Annotated in this window: 12 protein-coding genes; 8 read left to right on the top strand and 4 right to left on the bottom strand. The window is 64.2% G+C overall.

Annotated elements, in window-relative coordinates; genetic code table 11:
- Window positions 1-224 precede the first annotated feature (224 nt).
- Window positions 225-2,195: a hypothetical protein gene (locus K3F49_RS19670; protein ID WP_234682602.1), complete on the top strand. Its 1,971-nt coding sequence runs from the start codon at window positions 225-227 to the stop codon at window positions 2,193-2,195.
- 160 nt (window positions 2,196-2,355) lie between these two features.
- On the opposite strand, the gene aspS is transcribed toward K3F49_RS19670, so the two are convergent.
- Window positions 2,356-4,128 (bottom strand): aspartate--tRNA ligase, encoded by a 1,773-nt coding sequence (gene aspS / locus K3F49_RS19665; protein ID WP_234682601.1) that lies wholly within the window; start codon window positions 4,126-4,128, stop codon window positions 2,356-2,358.
- A gap of 196 nt (window positions 4,129-4,324) precedes the next feature.
- Here aspS and K3F49_RS19660 point away from each other — a divergent pair, with 196 nt between their 5' ends.
- From K3F49_RS19660 to K3F49_RS19640, 5 genes are all read left to right on the top strand, one after another.
- Window positions 4,325-5,800, top strand: coding sequence for a protein adenylyltransferase SelO (locus K3F49_RS19660; protein WP_234682600.1), 1,476 nt, complete (start codon window positions 4,325-4,327; stop codon window positions 5,798-5,800).
- A gap of 204 nt (window positions 5,801-6,004) precedes the next feature.
- Window positions 6,005-6,853: a phosphodiesterase gene (locus tag K3F49_RS19655; protein WP_234682599.1), complete on the top strand. Its 849-nt coding sequence runs from the start codon at window positions 6,005-6,007 to the stop codon at window positions 6,851-6,853.
- 1 nt (window position 6,854) lies between these two features.
- The gene (locus tag K3F49_RS19650) at window positions 6,855-7,805 is read left to right on the top strand and encodes a carbohydrate ABC transporter permease (RefSeq protein ID WP_234682598.1); all 951 of its coding nucleotides are present in this window, start codon (window positions 6,855-6,857) and stop codon (window positions 7,803-7,805) included.
- Complete coding sequence (locus K3F49_RS19645) at window positions 7,802-8,671, top strand: carbohydrate ABC transporter permease (RefSeq protein ID WP_234682597.1); 870 nt, start codon at window positions 7,802-7,804, stop codon at window positions 8,669-8,671. Before K3F49_RS19650 ends, K3F49_RS19645 begins: the two co-directional genes overlap by 4 nt.
- Before the next feature lie 11 nt (window positions 8,672-8,682).
- On the top strand, window positions 8,683-10,002 hold the full coding sequence (locus tag K3F49_RS19640) for an ABC transporter substrate-binding protein (RefSeq protein WP_234682596.1): 1,320 nt from the start codon (window positions 8,683-8,685) through the stop codon (window positions 10,000-10,002).
- Between the two features lie 114 nt (window positions 10,003-10,116).
- Here K3F49_RS19640 and K3F49_RS19635 read toward each other — a convergent pair whose 3' ends face one another.
- Together K3F49_RS19635 and K3F49_RS19630 are read right to left on the bottom strand one after the other, a co-directional pair.
- On the bottom strand, window positions 10,117-10,932 hold the full coding sequence (locus K3F49_RS19635; protein WP_234682595.1) for a hypothetical protein: 816 nt from the start codon (window positions 10,930-10,932) through the stop codon (window positions 10,117-10,119).
- A gap of 223 nt (window positions 10,933-11,155) precedes the next feature.
- The gene (locus K3F49_RS19630; protein ID WP_234682594.1) at window positions 11,156-12,145 is read right to left on the bottom strand and encodes a zinc-dependent alcohol dehydrogenase family protein; all 990 of its coding nucleotides are present in this window, start codon (window positions 12,143-12,145) and stop codon (window positions 11,156-11,158) included.
- 104 nt (window positions 12,146-12,249) lie between these two features.
- Between K3F49_RS19630 and K3F49_RS19625 the strand changes: the two genes are divergently transcribed.
- Window positions 12,250-13,149: a LysR family transcriptional regulator gene (locus K3F49_RS19625; protein ID WP_234682593.1), complete on the top strand. Its 900-nt coding sequence runs from the start codon at window positions 12,250-12,252 to the stop codon at window positions 13,147-13,149.
- Between the two features lie 355 nt (window positions 13,150-13,504).
- The gene (gene rnd, locus K3F49_RS19620) at window positions 13,505-14,674 is read left to right on the top strand and encodes a ribonuclease D (RefSeq protein ID WP_234682592.1); all 1,170 of its coding nucleotides are present in this window, start codon (window positions 13,505-13,507) and stop codon (window positions 14,672-14,674) included.
- 148 nt (window positions 14,675-14,822) lie between these two features.
- On the opposite strand, the gene K3F49_RS19615 is transcribed toward rnd, so the two are convergent.
- Window positions 14,823-16,205 carry an aspartate aminotransferase family protein gene (locus tag K3F49_RS19615; protein WP_234682591.1) on the bottom strand — a complete coding sequence of 461 codons (1,383 nt, stop codon included), beginning with the start codon at window positions 16,203-16,205 and terminating at the stop codon, window positions 14,823-14,825.
- Window positions 16,206-16,262 lie beyond the last annotated feature (57 nt).

Here is a 16,262-nt window from a genome sequence, read left to right as displayed (position 1 = left end):
CTCAATCATTCATCGCCCCGGCCGGTTCGCCGCAGTGCACACGGTATTCCGGCTCGTGGAAACCGCGATGAAGCACGGCCAACGCCTCGGTGGCAATATCCGATTGCCATCCCATTAACAGATCGCACGGTCAAATATTTGACAGCGCTGGCTTTCCCTGGACCACACAACGTTTCCCGAATATGGCAGGTTGCGCAGCGCACAACGAGCAACTGGAGCTGGGAATGAAGCGGATCCTGATCGGCCTGATCGCAGTCGCCGTGCTTGCCGCGGGCGGATGGTTCGGCTTCAACCTTTACGCCAAACATCGCGTCACCGCCGAGATCGAGACGGCCTTCGAGCAGATCCGCAAACAGGGTGGCAAGGCGAGCCACGGCAAGGTTGAATTCGACCTGATGACGCGGACGCTGACCGTTGAGGACATTGCGGTCACGCCCGGCAATCAACCGCAAGCGCAAGTCAAGATCGCCGGCATCAAGGGCACCGGCGTTCGCCAGATCGACGACACCAGATTTTCAGCCGACAGCATCGATATCACCGGCTTCGAAGTGGCCCTGGACCAGATCGGCCCTGCCAAGGCGAAGGCGTCCTACAAGATCCCGCAACTGACGATGCGCGACTATGCCGGCCCCCTTCACACCGGGACGGCGCCGGTGAATGGGCCCCTCATCGACCTCTACCGCTACGTGCTCGGTCAATACGCGAGCGTCACGGCGTCCTCGCTCACGGCGCCGACGCTGACGATGAGCTTCGATTCCGGCAGCGGTCCCGGCGGCAGCGGCGAGCTCACCTATTCCGGATTGGCGATCCAGAACCTGAAGCACGGCAAGATCGATGCAATGAAAGCGGACCGCGCCGCGATCTCGGTCGACGTCAAGCAGCCAGGCAAGCCGGACAAGCTGACCGGCGAGCTGTCGAACATCATCGTCAACGATTTCGACGCGACCGGAATCATCGCCGCGCTCGATCCGCAGGCCAGCAGTGACGAGACCTATCACCGCGTCTACCGGCAGGTCTCGGCCGGCCCCTATGCGCTCACATCGGCTCAGGGGATGCGTGTCGATATCGACGGCTTCGTGATGGAGGATATCGACCTGCAGCCGTCGAAATTCCGGCTGGCCGAGATATTTGCCGCGCTGCCGCAGGATCGATCAGCCGTTCCGACGCCGGCACAGTCGCGCGAGATGATGGAGAAGCTCGCCGGAGTCTACGAGGGTCTTCGCATCGGCAGGACCGAGGTCAGCAAGATTTCGGTTGGCACGCCGCAGGGGATTGGCAAGGTCAACGCGATCAGATACCGCGACGGCGAGTTTGCAATCGAGGGCGTCGATACGCCGGCCCCGCAGGGGCAGTTCAAGATGGAGCGCTTCGCGCTGAAATCCTTCAGCGCGGCAAACCTGATCCGCTGGGCAGCCAGCCTCAGCACTCCCGGGCGCGCGCCCGCGCCGGATCAGATGCTCGGGCTGTTTGGCGTGCTCGCGGGCGCGGAGGTCAAGGGCGTGGTCGCGCCGTTCAAGACCACCAAGAAGCTGGTCACGATCGACACGCTGAGCCTGGACTGGGGGCAGCTGGTTGGCTCGATTCCGAGCAAAGCGCATGTGGTCGCCAAATTCGTCACGCCCACCGATCCATCCGATCTGAAGCAGCTTCCACTGATCCTCGGCGGAATCGACAAGCTCGCGATCGACCTCGATCTCGGTGCAGCCTGGACGGAGTCCTCCAACAACTTCGTCCTGGCGCCGGCGACCCTCGACATCGGAGGCATCGCAAAAGCGCAATTGCGTATCGCGCTCAGCAACTGGCCGCGCGAGCTGTTTTCGGTTGATCCAGCCCAGCTCATGGGCCAGGCGGCCCGGATCGAGGCCGGCGCCCTCGAGTTCTCGCTGCACGACAATGGTGGCGTCGATCTCGTCGTGACGCAGTTTGCCCGCACGCAGAACGTCAGCCGCGACGCCGCGCGTCAGACGCTCGTCGAGAGCATCAAGGCAAGACGCGAGCAAATTGCGTCCGCCAATCCGGATGCAGACGCGGCCGTGGATGCGATCGCCCGCCTCGTCGAGACACCGGGCCAGACGCTGTCCATCAAGCTCTCCCCGCGCGCCAAGGCGCCGCTGATGCAATTGCTGCAGCTGTTGCAGACCGACCCGCAGAGCGCGCTGGCGCAGTTCAGGATCGAGGCGTCGACGGGGCTGTAGGACGCGCCCCACAGACCTCTCCCCGTCATTGCGAGCGCAGCGAAGCAATCCAGACTCTTTCCGCGGAGGGACTCTGGATTGCTTCGCTGCGCTCGCAATGACGCTGTGGAGACGCCTCCCTCCGCATCCGCCTTCGGCGAGAGCGGAGAGAGGCAAACCCTCACTTCTGCGGCAGGTTCACCCGCACATGCAGCTCGCGAAGCTGCTTCGTCGTCGCATCAGACGGCGCGCCCATCAGCAGATCCATGGCCTGCTGGTTCATCGGGAACAGCGAGATCTCGCGCAGATTGTTGGTGCCACAGAGCAGCATGACGATGCGGTCGACGCCGGCGGCCATGCCGCCATGCGGCGGTGCGCCGTACTGGAAGGCGCGGTACATGCCGCCGAAGCGGTCGACCACTTCCTGCTCGCCGTAGCCTGCAATCTCGAACGCCTTCACCATCGCTTCCGGCACGTGGTTGCGGATGCCGCCCGAGGCGATCTCGTAGCCGTTGCAGGTGATGTCGTACTGGAACGCCTTGATGGTCAGCGGGTCCTGCCCCCTGAGCGCATCGAGACCGCCCTGCGGCATCGAGAACGGGTTGTGCGAGAAGTCGACCTTCTTGTCGTCCTCGTTGTACTCGTACATCGGGAAGTCGACGATCCAGGCGAGCTCGAACCGCTCCTTGTCGGTGAGGTTCAATTCCTCGCCGACCTTGTTGCGGGCAAGACCTGAAAACTTCCAGAACTTGTCGGGATCGCCGGCGACGAAGAAGGCGGCATCGCCCTCCTTGGTGCCGATCTGCGTGCGGATCGCAGCGGTGCGCTCCGGCCCGATATTGTTGGCAAGGGGACCTGCGCCCTCGCCGCCCTCGCGCCACATGATGTAGCCGAGGCCGGGCTGGCCTTCGCCCTGCGCCCACGAGTTCATGCGGTCGCAGAACGCGCGGCTGCCGCCGCCGGTCGCCGGGATCGCCCAGACCTGGTTCTTGGGGTCTTCGAGCATGCGCGCAAAGACCTTGAAGCCGGAGCCGCGGAAATGCTCGGAGACGTCCCGCATCTCGATGGGGTTGCGCAGGTCCGGCTTGTCGCTGCCGTATTTGCGCAGCGCCTCGGCGAACGGAATCCGGCGCCAGTTCTTGCTCACCGGCTTGCCCTTGGCGAACTCCTCAAACACGCCGGTGATCACGGGCTCCATCGCCGCGAACACGTCTTCCTGCGTGACAAAGCTCATCTCGACGTCGAGCTGGTAGAACTCACCGGGCAGACGGTCGGCGCGCGGGTCCTCGTCGCGGAAGCAGGGCGCGATCTGGAAGTAGCGGTCGAAGCCCGACATCATCAAGAGCTGCTTGTACTGCTGCGGCGCCTGCGGCAGCGCGTAGAATTTTCCGGGATGGATGCGGGACGGCACCAGGAAGTCGCGCGCGCCTTCCGGCGAGGACGCCGTCAGGATCGGCGTGTTGAACTCGAAGAAACCCTGCCCCTCCATGCGCCGGCGCATCGACTTGATGATCTCGACGCGCGTCATGATGTTCTGGTGCAGCTTTTCACGGCGCAAGTCGAGGAAGCGGTACTTCAGGCGGATGTCTTCGGGATATTCCTGATCGCCGAACACCGGCAGCGGCAAATCGCCGGCCGGACCCAGCACCTCGATCTCGCTGACATAGATCTCGATCTTGCCGGTCGGCAGATCGTCATTGTCGGTGCCTTCGGGACGGCGGCGAACCTTGCCGTCCATCTTGACCACGAATTCCGAGCGCAGCTTCTCGGCCTGGGCGAATGCCGGCGAGTCCGGGTCAACCACGCACTGGGTCAGGCCGTAATGGTCGCGCAAATCGATGAACAGCACGCCGCCATGGTCGCGCACGCGATGGACCCAGCCCGAGAGGCGAACTGTCTCGCCGATGTTGCTCTCGCGGAGCGCGCCGCATGTATGTGACCGGTACCGATGCATGGTCGTCCCAAAAATGATGTCGGAGGGTTCGAATCGGACGGCCTGTCATGGCCGGTCCGAAGTTGCGGCAGGGTTTACCTCGGGAGAACCAAGGCGGCAACCAAGGGAACGGCCTGTTTTGGGGTCGGAAGCCCCATTTTTGGCCAATCCGGGCCCGAGCCTTTGCCGATCAGCATTCGAGGCCTATCTTGAGGCCATGACAGTCCATTTCCCCTTCCAGAACTCGTATTCGGCACTGCCGGACAGCTTCTTTGCCCGCGTCGCGCCGACCCCGGTATCCGCGCCCCGGTTGATCAAGCTGAACCGGCCGCTGGCGGTCCAGCTCGGGCTCGATCCTGACCTGCTGGAGACGGCGGAGGGCGCCGAGATCCTGGCCGGAAAGACGGTTCCAGCGGGGGCCGATCCCATCGCCATGGCCTATGCCGGCCACCAGTTCGGGCAATTCGTGCCCCAGCTCGGCGACGGACGGGCGATCCTGCTCGGCGAAGTCATCGACAGAGACGGCGTGCGCCGCGACATCCAGCTCAAGGGCTCGGGCCCCACCCCGTTCTCCCGCCGCGGCGACGGCCGCGCCGCGCTCGGCCCGGTCTTACGCGAATATATCGTCAGCGAAGCCATGTTCGCGCTCGGCATTCCGACCACGCGTTCGCTTGCGGCCGTCATCACCGGCGAGCCCGTGATCCGCGAGACCGTGCTCCCCGGTGCCGTGCTGACGCGCGTCGCCGCGAGTCACATCCGCGTCGGCACCTTCCAGTTCTTTGCGGTCCGCCGCGACACCGACGCGATCCGGCGGCTCGCCGACCATGTCATCACGCGGCACTATCCGGACCTGCTTCACGCCGAGCGGCCCTATCACGCCCTGCTCGCCGGCGTCGTCGCACGCCAGGCCGAGCTGATCGCGCGCTGGCTGTTGGTCGGCTTCATCCACGGCGTGATGAACACCGACAACTCTTCCATTTCCGGCGAGACCATCGACTACGGCCCCTGTGCCTTCATGGACGCCTACAACCCTTCGCAGGTGTTTTCGTCGATCGACGAGATGGGCCGCTACGCCTACGCCAACCAGCCGCGCATCGCGCTGTGGAATCTGACGCGGCTGGCCGAATGCCTGCTGCCGCTGTTCGGAGACGAGCAGGAGAAGGCGATCGCGGAAGCCCAGGACATTCTCGGCGCCTTCAGCGAGACGTTCAGCGCGGCCTATCAGGCCGGCCTACGCAAAAAGGTCGGCCTGTTCACGGAGCGTGAGGGCGACGAGGCGCTGATCCAAGATCTGCTCGATGCCATGGCCAAGAACCAGGCCGACTTCACTCTCACTTTCCGCAAGCTCGGCGATGCCGCAGGCGATCCGGCAGCGAACGACGCGCGCGCCCAGTTCATGGACCCCGCCGCATTTGATGAGTGGGCGAAGCGCTGGCGCGAGCGCATCGCCCTGGAGCCGCAGAGCGCGACTGAGCGACAAGCGGCGATGCACGCCGTCAATCCCGTCTTCATCCCGCGCAACCACCGCGTCGAGGCCGTGATCCAGGCCGCGGTGAACGATGACAATTACGCGCCGTTCGAGGAACTGGTGAAGGTGCTCGCGAAGCCGTACGCGGACCAGCCGGAGTATCCGGCCTACGCCGATCCGCCGCTGCCGGACCAGCGGGTGCTGCAGACGTTCTGCGGGACGTAAGGCAGGTCTTTCCCCTCCACTACTTCTAATCGGCTTATGCGGTGGATTACGCCTTGGGCTGATCCACCCTGCGCATCGCGGCGCTGTGGACACGTCCCGCGATCGGGAACCGCTGTCATCAAACTGAAACACACGCGCTCTAACGGCCTGTCAGGGCCGTCTTGCCGGAGGCGCCCATCCTCCAACGATCCTGACAAGCGCGCCATGCCGTTCAAATTCATCCACATCACCGACACGCATCTCGCGAACCCCGGGCTGAAGCTCTATGGGCTCGACCCGCGCGCGCGGCTGGATGCGGCGATTGCCGACATCAACAAGCACCAGTCGGACGCCGCCTTCGCGGTCGTGACCGGCGACCTCACCCATTGGGGCGAGGCTGAATCCTACGCCAATTTCGCCGTGGCGATGGCCGCGCTGAAAATGCCGTACATCGCCATGGTCGGCAACCACGACAAGCGCGTGGCCTGTCTCGACGGCCTGAAGGCCGCGCCGCGCGATCCCAACGGTTTTGTGCAGGGCACCCGCACCACCGAGCACGGCCTGTTCGTGTTTCTGGATACGCTGGACGAGACCAGCCATGCCGGCGAAATGTGCGCCAGGCGCTTCGACTGGCTGGCGAAGACGCTGGCCGCCGCGTCCCCTGAGACGCCGTTCGTCGTGTTCATGCACCATCCGCCCTTCCCGGTCGGCGTGCACGCCATGGACGAGATCGCGCTGAAGCAGAGCGCCGAATTTGCCGAGGTGATCGCGCCTTATCGTTCGCGCATCCGACATCTCTTCTTCGGCCACGTGCACCGTCCGATCTTCGGCAGCTACGGCAAGATCCCGTTCTCGACCCTGCGCGGCACCAACCACCAGGTCTGGTTCGAGCTCGACGCCAGTGCGCCGCATCTGGCAAGCCACGAGCCACCGGCCTACGGCGTCGTGCTGATCGACGATCAAAACCTCGTCGTGCACAGCCACGACTTCCTCGACACCAGTCTGCGCTTTCCCTTCGAGCCCCCTGCGGGGGTGGACGGCCGCGACTATGCGCTCAACTTCGCGGCGCGGTGAGATGAGCCTCGCAGAACCCGCGGCGCTCCCGGTCGCGGCTGTTGTGTCGCCGCGCTCTCACATCGTGGCGCGGTTTTCGGCCCGCCTCAAAGCCTCGCTGCCGGCCTATCTGCTGTTGCTGCCTTCGCTGATCTTCCTCGCGCTGTTCACCTATGGCGCGATGGGGCGCGTGCTGATCGACGCGCTGTATCAGCGCGCCACGCCGAAAGCGCCGCTGCGCTTCGTCGGCCTCGACAATATCGCCGCGGTGCTGGCGGACCCCGCCTTCACCGGCGCTGTCGTCAACAACCTCATCTACGCCGTCGGCACCGCCGTCCCGAGCATCGGGCTGGCGCTGCTGTTCGCGCTGGCGCTGGCGCGCACCAATGCCGTGACCAGCGCGCTGCGCGCCGCGCTGTTCCTGCCGGTGCTGATCCCGATGGTCGCGGCATCCGCGTTGTTTCTCTTCATCTTCCTGCCCAATGTCGGCCTGCTCGATTACTACATCGGCCGGCTGCTGCCGGTGGTGCCGAACTGGCTCGGCGATCCCGATATCGCGCTCTACGCGATCATGATCATCACGATCTGGAAGAACGCGGGCTATTACATGCTGTTCTTCCTCGCCGGCCTCCAGGCCGTGCCCGGGGACGTGATGGAAGCCGCCCATCTCGACGGCGCCGGTCCGTATCAGAGGCTGCGCTACATCATTCTGCCGGAGCTCAAGCCCACCTTCCTGTTCGTCATCGTGATCGCGACGCTGAACGCGGTGACGCAGGTCGACCACGTCTTCGTCATGACCAAGGGCGGACCGTCGAACGCCACCAATCTCGTGCTGTTCTACATCTACCAGCAGGCGGTCGAGCATTACGACATCGGCATGGCTTCGGCGGCAACGCTGCTGACGCTCGCCGCCTTGATGGCCCTCACCGCGCTCTCGTTCCGCACCATGGCGAACCGCGAGGGCGGCGCATGAAGCTGATCGACGCCCTCACCAGAGACGCCCCGCTCGCCACCCGCAACGAGATCACGCCAAAACTCGGCTTCGCGTTGACCGTGCTGCTCGCGCTGGCCTGGTTGATCCCGTTCCTGTGGATGGGCGTGGCAACGCTGCGCCCGGCGTCCGACGGCATCAATTTGATGGCCGAGCTGATGCCGAGCCTCAAGCCCACGCTCGACAACATCAGGGACGCCTGGGAGATCGGCGACTTTCCGCGCTATTTCCTCAACACCACGATCATCTGCACCGGCATTCTGCTGGTGCAGTTCTTCACCATCACGCTCGCGGGTTTCGCCTTTGCGCGGCTCGATTTCGCGGGAAAGTCGCCGATCTTCTATCTATTCCTGATGCAGCTGATGCTGGTGCCGGTGCTGCTGATCGTGCCGAACCTGCGGATCATCGCTCAGTTCGGCCTCTACGATACGCTCGCCGGCGTGATGATGCCGTTCTTCGCCTCGGCCTTCGGCACCTTCCTGATGCGCCAGGCGTTCGAGGCGATTCCGACCGAGCTGGAAGACGCCGCCCTGATCGACGGCGCCAGCCTGATCCAGCGCATCCGCCACATCTATGTGCCGCTGTCGATCCCGAGCTTCTCCGCCTTCGCCATCATCTCCGTCACCAGCCACTGGAACGACTTCCTGTGGCCGCTGATGGTGATCAATTCGCCGGACAAGCGGCCGCTCACGGTTGGCCTCTCCGTCTTCACCGCAACCGCGGAAGGCACGCAGGCCTGGGGCACCATCGCCGCAGGCACGCTGATGGTGATCGCGCCGCTGCTCATCACCTTTCTCGTTTTCCAGAAGCGTTTCATCAGCTCTTTCATCACCTCAGGCATCAAATAGGAGATTTCTCGATGCTGTTCTCCCGCAGGCTCATGCTCGGCCTCGCCATGGCAAGTGCCTTTGTCTTCCCGGCGATGGCCCAAGGTCCGACCGAGATCGACCTGTTCTTCCCCGTGCCCGTCGACGGCAAGCTCGCCCGCGACATGGGCACGTTGATCAAGGAGTTCAACGAGGGTCATCCCGACATCAAGGCGACCGCCGTCTACACCGGCTCGTACGACGACACGCTGATCAAGACGCGCGCCTCGATCAAGGCCGGCAAGCCGCCGGCCGCCGTGATCATGTCGGCCAACTTCCTGCTCGACATGCAGATCGAGAACGAGCTCACCAATCTCGACAGCCTGATCGCCGCCGACGGCAGCACCAAAGACAAGTTTTTGGGCCAGTTCTTCCCGGCACTGCAAGGCAACGCGGTGATCGACCGCTCGGTCTACGGCGTGCCCTTCCACAATTCGACACCGCTGCTCTACATCAATGCCGACAAGGCCAAGGAAGCCGGCCTCGATCCCAGCAAGCCGCCGCAGACCTGGGCAGAGCTCACCGACTGGGCCAAGAAGCTCACCAAGCGCGAGGGCGACAAGGTGACCCAATGGGGCATCGCGATCCCCTGCGCCTATGACTATTGCGGCTGGATGATGGAAACGCTCACCATGACCAATGGCGGGCGCTACTACAACGAGGAGTTCGGCGGTGAGGTCTATTACGACACACCCTCGATGCTCGGCGCGTTGACCTGGTGGAGCGACCTCGTGAGCAAGCACAAGGTCCACCCGCCCGGTGCCACGCCCGGCCCTGCCGTCAGCACCTCCTTCATCTCCGGCAACGCCGCGATGATGATGCTGTCGACCGGCTCGCTCACTTACGTGCGCGAGAACGCCAAGTTCAACTACAAGGTCGCCTTCATCCCGCGCAACGTCCGCAACGCCGTGCCGATTGGCGGCGCTTCGCTGATCATTCCAGCGGGCGTGGAAGCCGACAAGCAAAAGGCTGCCTGGACGCTGATCAAGTGGATGACCTCGCCCGAGAAGAGCGCCTGGTGGAGCCGTGCGACGGGCTACTTCGCGCCCAACATGGCCGCCTACAAGACGCCCGACATGGTCGACTTCCTCAACAAGAACCCGGACGCCAAGACCGCCGTCGAGCAGCTCGACGTCGCAAAACCCTGGTTTGCGACCTACAAGACCGTGCCTGTGCGCAAGAACCTCGAGGACGAGGTGATGCTGGTCCTCAACGGCAAGAAGCAGGCGAAGGAAGCGCTCGTCGCCGCCCAGAAGGCCGCGGACGAGACGCTCAAGCCGTACAATGCGGAGACGTCGTTGAAGCTGCCGTAAGGCTATCAAAAGCCGACGAACGAACGCCGGCGCTCCGCCATGCGGGGCGCCGAAGTCGTTTCAGCGGCCGCAGCGCCAATCCGTCGCGAGGCGCGAACGCTGCTCGCAGCCACTTCAATTCGTCGTGGTCTTGCCGCCGCGCATGGACACGAGCTTGTCCTCACGAAATCCGAGAATGAGCCAAGCGGTCTCATCGAAACCGTCTGCGAGCTTTCCCTCGTGAGAATACACGATCTGAGCAGCTTCCGACTTCGACGGCGGTCCCAACGCCGTGATGATCTCCTGACGCGACATACCTAAATGCAGCTTGCTGTCGAAGACGACGGGCGAGAACTTTTCCGGGATGATGGCGCAATCGGCCGAGGCCCCGGCGTCTTTCTCGGTGAGCTCTTCAACGATCTCCGTGACGAGATGGTCCGGGCCGCCCATCTCTCCGCTGGACACCACCCATAATCGATGCTGCGCGCGCCGATAACACAGCCAATAGATGCTATCTCCAGCGTCGCCCTGGTGTTGGATGATCCCTTCGCCCACGGCTTCGCGAACCGCGCCGAGCCGCGTCTCTTCGAAGCGGCCGGCGAATGCGCCTAGCGAAAAGCGGGTCGCCAATCTCTTCGCGACCGTCGGCAGCACGCGCTCGAACGCATGTTCGTCGAGTGGCGGCGGCGGTGTCTGCGCGGAGCAGTCGTCCGCGGGGATCGCGAAAAGGAAGAGCAGCAAGAAGAGCGTCTTTCGACCATCAACTCCGAATTGCCTTACATTGGAGACTGAGCGCTTCTGCAATAGCTCCTTTCCTTTAGCAAGGATGGCGTCAACATCGAGGTCGTCTTTGACGCACCGAGCCGCTCTGTCCGCCAGTCCTTGATATATTTCTCGCTTCAGCAGGTCGCGCCTAGGCGTCGAGAGTGCGGGCGTCAGTTTCTGTGACACGTCAGTCTATCTCCTGCGATGAAGAAAGACGCAACATATCATAGCTGACGTGTGGAGGGCCTCCCTCATCCCACCTGTCTCGTCTACGCCCAAGAGCGGAAGCAGCGGTGGTGACGCACTACATCAGCTAAGAGCCATTTTCGACGGTTTTGGTGGAGATTGCGGGCTGGCTGATGTCCGCTCCTGTCCGTAAGCCTCGTACTCTCAGATCGTTACTACGATCTCAGATCGTCACCACGATCTTGCCGAATTGCTCGTTCGACTCCAGGAAGCGATGCGCCTGCACGATCTCGTCGAACTTGAACGTTCGGGCGATGATCGGATTCAACGTGCCGTCCGCCAGCCCATCGAGGATGAAGGCCTTTGCCTTCGCAAGGCGCGCGGGATCGCGGGTGATCTCGTGCACGACGTAGCCGCGCAGGACGAGGCTTTTGGTGAGCACGTTGAAGAGCGGGAACGGCGTCGGCTCGGGGCTCAACCCGCCATATTCGATCAGAATGCCGCCCGGCGACATCGCCGCGGTCAGCGGTTCGAATGCGGGGCCGCCGACTGCATCGAACGCCACACGGACGCCGTGTGAACCGGCGATGTTCTCCAGCCGCGCACGGATGTCCTCTTCGGCCGACGCGATCACGTGCGCCGCGCCGGCATCGCGCAATGCCTGCCGCTTGGCCGAGGTCCGCGTCAGGGCGATCGGAATGGCCCCGATCCGGTTGGCGATCTGAATGGCCGCGAGCCCAACGCTGCTCGACGCTGCCGTGATGGCGACGACGTCCCCTCGCCCGAGGCCAGCGATGTTGACCAGCGCGCCGTAGGCCGTGAGATATTGCATCCACACTGCGGCCGCCGTCTCGAAGCCCAGCTCTGGCGGATGCTTCACGACGAGTTCGGCAGGAAACGTCGCGACCTCGGCATAGGCCGGCCATCGCACCATCGACAGCGGCGGCACGATGCTGACGACATCGCCCGGCGCAAAGCCGGCAACGTCCTCTCCGACGGCATCGACGATGCCCGCTGCCTCCAGCCCAAGGCCGGACGGAAATGTCGCGGTCTCGATATAGGTTCCCCTCCGCAACATGGCTTCCGCACGGTTGATCCCGAGCGCCTTGACCCTGATCTGCACCTCGCCCCGTGCCGGCGGCGCGACGTCGACGGTCTCGATGCGCAGCACTTCGGGGCCGCCATGCCGGTGAAAGCGAACGATACGGGCCATCGGATCCACTCCAGGACAATTGAACGGAATGGAGCTATGCCTCGCGTCGGTAAGCGGATAAATCGCCCAAAGAAGCGAACAGTCGAAACCTGGAGTTTTTAATCATGGACCGCCTGACCAGCATGGCCGTGTTCGTCAGGGCCGTCGATCTCGGCTCGTTCGCGGCCGCGGCCGACGCCTTCGAGATGTCCGGGCCGATGGTCGGCAAGCATGTGCGCTTCCTCGAAGAGCGCCTTGGCGTCCGCCTCCTCAACCGCACCACGCGCCGCCAGAGCCTGACTGATGCAGGCCAAGCCTATTACGAGCGCTGTCGCGTGGTGCTCAGCGAGGTCGAAGCCGCCGACGCCGCCGTCGCGGACGAACGATCGGAGCCGCGCGGCAGGCTGCGCGTGACCATGCCCGCCCTACTGGGACGGTACTGCATCGCTCCCATATTGATGAAGCTCGCGCGCAAATACCCCCATCTCGAGCTTGACCTCTCGTTCGGCGATTCGATCGCGGACATCATCGAGGCCGGCTATGACCTCGCGATCCGGACCGGTGATCTGGACGACCAGTCCGGCCTGATCACACGGCGCATCGCAAGCCAGCGCATGGTGGTGTGCGGCGCGCGCTCGTACCTGCGCGCCAACGGCAAGCCGAAGTCGCTCGACGATCTCGCCGCACACCAGGCGATCATCTACCGCCGCTCCGGGCGCGTCCGGCCGTGGCTGTTTCCGCTGGGCAGCCAGCCGCCGCGCGAGATCGTGCCGACCGGCAGGCTGCGGCTCGACGATCTGGAGGCCATCGCCGATGCCGCCGCTCAGGGCATGGGACTGGCCTGGCTGCCCTATTGGCTGGTCCGCGAACGCCTCGACGCCGGCGCGCTGATCGGTCTCTTCGGCGGACAACCAGAATTCCTGTACGACTGCCACGCGCTGTGGCCACGTTCCCCCCGAATGCCGCCAAAGGTTCGCGCCGCCGTGGATACCCTCGCCGCCGGCCTGTCGAAGCTGATGACGTGATGGCAGGCCCGAAGGCCCATTAACTCCTCGTGCACCATCCGGCCCGGCCCGCCGGCGGTAACCATTCGAATTAACAGACCCTCAACGCACAGCCGACAAATCTAACGGTGTTTCTGGAGATTTCCGCCGTGGATTTGCTGGTTTTCGAGTTCCTGGGTCTGGCGCTGGTTGGCATGTGCCTGATCGTGGTGGCGCTGCCCTGCGCCCGCAAATCCTCGCACCGGATCCGCTACGAGTAGGAATTTCGGCCGACGGGGGCGATTCCAGCCCAATGCAAGGCTCGAATTCGCTCCAACCCCCTTGACATCACAGCGCTTTCGGCAGAACGGCTGATGGCAAGTGTCATGGGCCGTTCATGGATTTGATTACCACCACCGCTGACCTCGCGGCTGCCTGCAGCCGGCTGGCCAAGCACCCCGTCATTACCGTCGATACCGAGTTCCTGCGCGAGACCACCTACTACCCGCTGTTGTGCGTGGTGCAGATGGCGAGCCCCGAGGAAGCGATCGTCATCGACACGCTGGCCGAGGGCATCGACCTCAAGCCGTTCTTCGAGCTGATGGCCAATGAGAGCGTGCTGAAGGTATTCCACGCCGCACGCCAGGACATCGAGATCGTCTGGCACCAGGCCAACATCATCCCGCATCCGGTGTTCGACACCCAGGTTGCCGCCATGGTGCTCGGCTATGGCGACAGCATCGCCTATGACGCGCTGGTCGAGAAGGTCACCGGCCACCGCCCGGACAAGACCCACCGCTTCACCGACTGGTCGCGCCGGCCGCTGACCAAGGAGCAGATGCATTACGCGGTCTCCGACGTCACGCACTTACGCGATGTCTTCGCCGCGCTCGACGCCGATTTGAAGAAGCGCCGCCGCAGCGAATGGGTCTCCATCGAGATGGAAGTCCTGACCTCGCCCAAGACTTACGACTTCCACCCCGAGCGCGCCTGGGAGCGGCTGAAGACGCGGGTGCGCAAGCCGAAGGACCTCGCGGTGCTGATGGAAGTCGCCGCCTGGCGCGAGCAGGAGGCGCAGAGCCGCGACGTGCCGCGCGGTCGCGTGCTGCGCGACGAAGCCATCAGCGACATCGCCACCCACGCGCCGAACACGCTGGAGAAGCTCGCGCATCTGCGCTCGGTGCCGAAGGGCTTTGAGAAGTCGAAATGGGGCGCAGACATCGTCGCCGCGGTCGAGCGCGGGCTGGCGCGGGACCATTCCACGCTGCCGAAGCTGGAGAAGCCGCGCAACAACAACAACGGCGCTGCGACCGTCGAGCTGTTGAAGGTGCTGCTGCGCATGACCGCCGAGCGCCATGCCGTGGCCAGCAAGGTGATCGCGACCGTCGACGATCTCGAGGAAATCGCAGCCGACGACGAGGCCGACGTGCCGGCGCTCCGCGGCTGGCGCCGCGAGCTGTTCGGCGACAACGCGCTGAAGCTGAAGCGCGGCGAGCTGGCCTTGGCGATCGAGAAGGGTCGCGTGATCGGGGTTCAGCGGGTGGAGGCGGCTAAACCGTCATCCTGAGGGGTGACGGCGATTGCGTTGGGCACGCAACTCTCAACCTCGTCATTGCGAGCGAAGCGAAGCAATCCAGACCGTCTCCGCGGACCCATTCTGGATTGCTTCGTCGCTTCGCTCCTCGCAATGACGGAGTATGACGCCCCGGCTTCCCCTACGCCCGCGGCAGCTTGGCCACTTCCGGCTTCATGTCATTCAACACGCCAGTGATCGCCGCGATCAGCTCGTCGATCTGGGCCTTGGTGACGATCAGCGGCGGGCAGATGGCGATGGCGTCGAGCATGTTGCGCGAGATCACGCCGCGCTCCTGCAGCATGCGGCTCGCCATGCCGCCGACGGCGCCCGGCGTCGCGGCTGCAGTCTTGCGGCCCTTGTCGAGCACGAGCTCGAGCGCTGCGATCATGGCGACGCCACGGACCTCGCCAACCAGCGGATGGCTGGTGAGCTCGCGCAGCTTGTCCTGCATGTAACCGCCGAGCTCGGCGGCATGGGCGACCAGGCCCCGCTCCTCGATGATCTTGAGGTTTTCCAGCGCAATCGCCGAGCCGACCGGATGGCCGCCTGCCGTAAAACCGTGGCCGAGCACGCCGATCTTGTTGCTCTCGTCGGCGATCGGCTCGAACATGCGGTCGTTCATGATGATCGCCGACAGCGGGAAATAGCTCGAGGTGATCTGCTTGGAGACCACCATCGCGTCGGGCTTGATGCCATAGGTCTCGCAGCCGAACATCTTGCCGGTGCGGCCGAAGCCGCAGATCACTTCGTCGGCGATCAGCAGGATGTCGTACTTTGTCAAGACCGCCTGAATCTTCTCCCAATAAGTCGCCGGCGGCACGATGACGCCGCCCGCCCCCATCACCGGCTCGCCGAACAAGGCCGCGATCGTATCAGGCCCTTCCTTCTGGATCAGCGCGTCGAGCTCCTCGGCCCGGCGCGTCGCGAAGGCTTCCTCGCTCTCGCCGGGCGCCCCGTCCTTGTAGAAATGCGGCGAGCCCGTGTGCAGGATGTTCGGCAGCGGCAGGTCGAACGAGCGGTGGTTGTTGGGGAGGCCCGTGAGGCTCGCCGACGCAATGGTGACGCCGTGATAGGCGCGCATGCGGCTGATGATCTTCTTGCGCTGCGGCTGGCCGAGCGAATTGGAGCGGTAGGCGATCAGCTTGAGGACGGTATCGTTCGCCTCCGAGCCGGAATTGGTGAAGAACACCTTGCTCATCGGCACCGGCGCCAGCGCGACCAGCTTCTCGGCGAGGTCGATCGAGGGCCCGTGCGATTTGGCGGAGAAGGTGTGATAGAACGGCAGCGCCTGCATCTGCTTGTGCGCGGCCTCGACCAGCCGCTTCTCGTTGAAGCCGAGCCCGACGCTCCACAAGCCCGCCATCGCCTCGAAATAGCGCTTGCCCGACGCGTCGAACACGTAGGGCCCCTCGCCGCGCTCGATCACCAGCGGACCTGCCTGCTGATGCGCGCGCGCGTTGGTGTAGGCATGGAGCTGATAGGCCACATCGCGGGCTTCTTGCGAATTGGGCAGCATGGACATTTGCAGGTATCCTCAAGTCATCACGTCGCCGGCACGGCCAACGCCATCGGTCGGTTA

It is taken from the genome of Bradyrhizobium monzae, assembly GCF_021458635.1.
Classification (GTDB): domain Bacteria; phylum Pseudomonadota; class Alphaproteobacteria; order Rhizobiales; family Xanthobacteraceae; genus Bradyrhizobium.
This window is presented reverse-complemented; position numbering and strand designations above follow the sequence as displayed.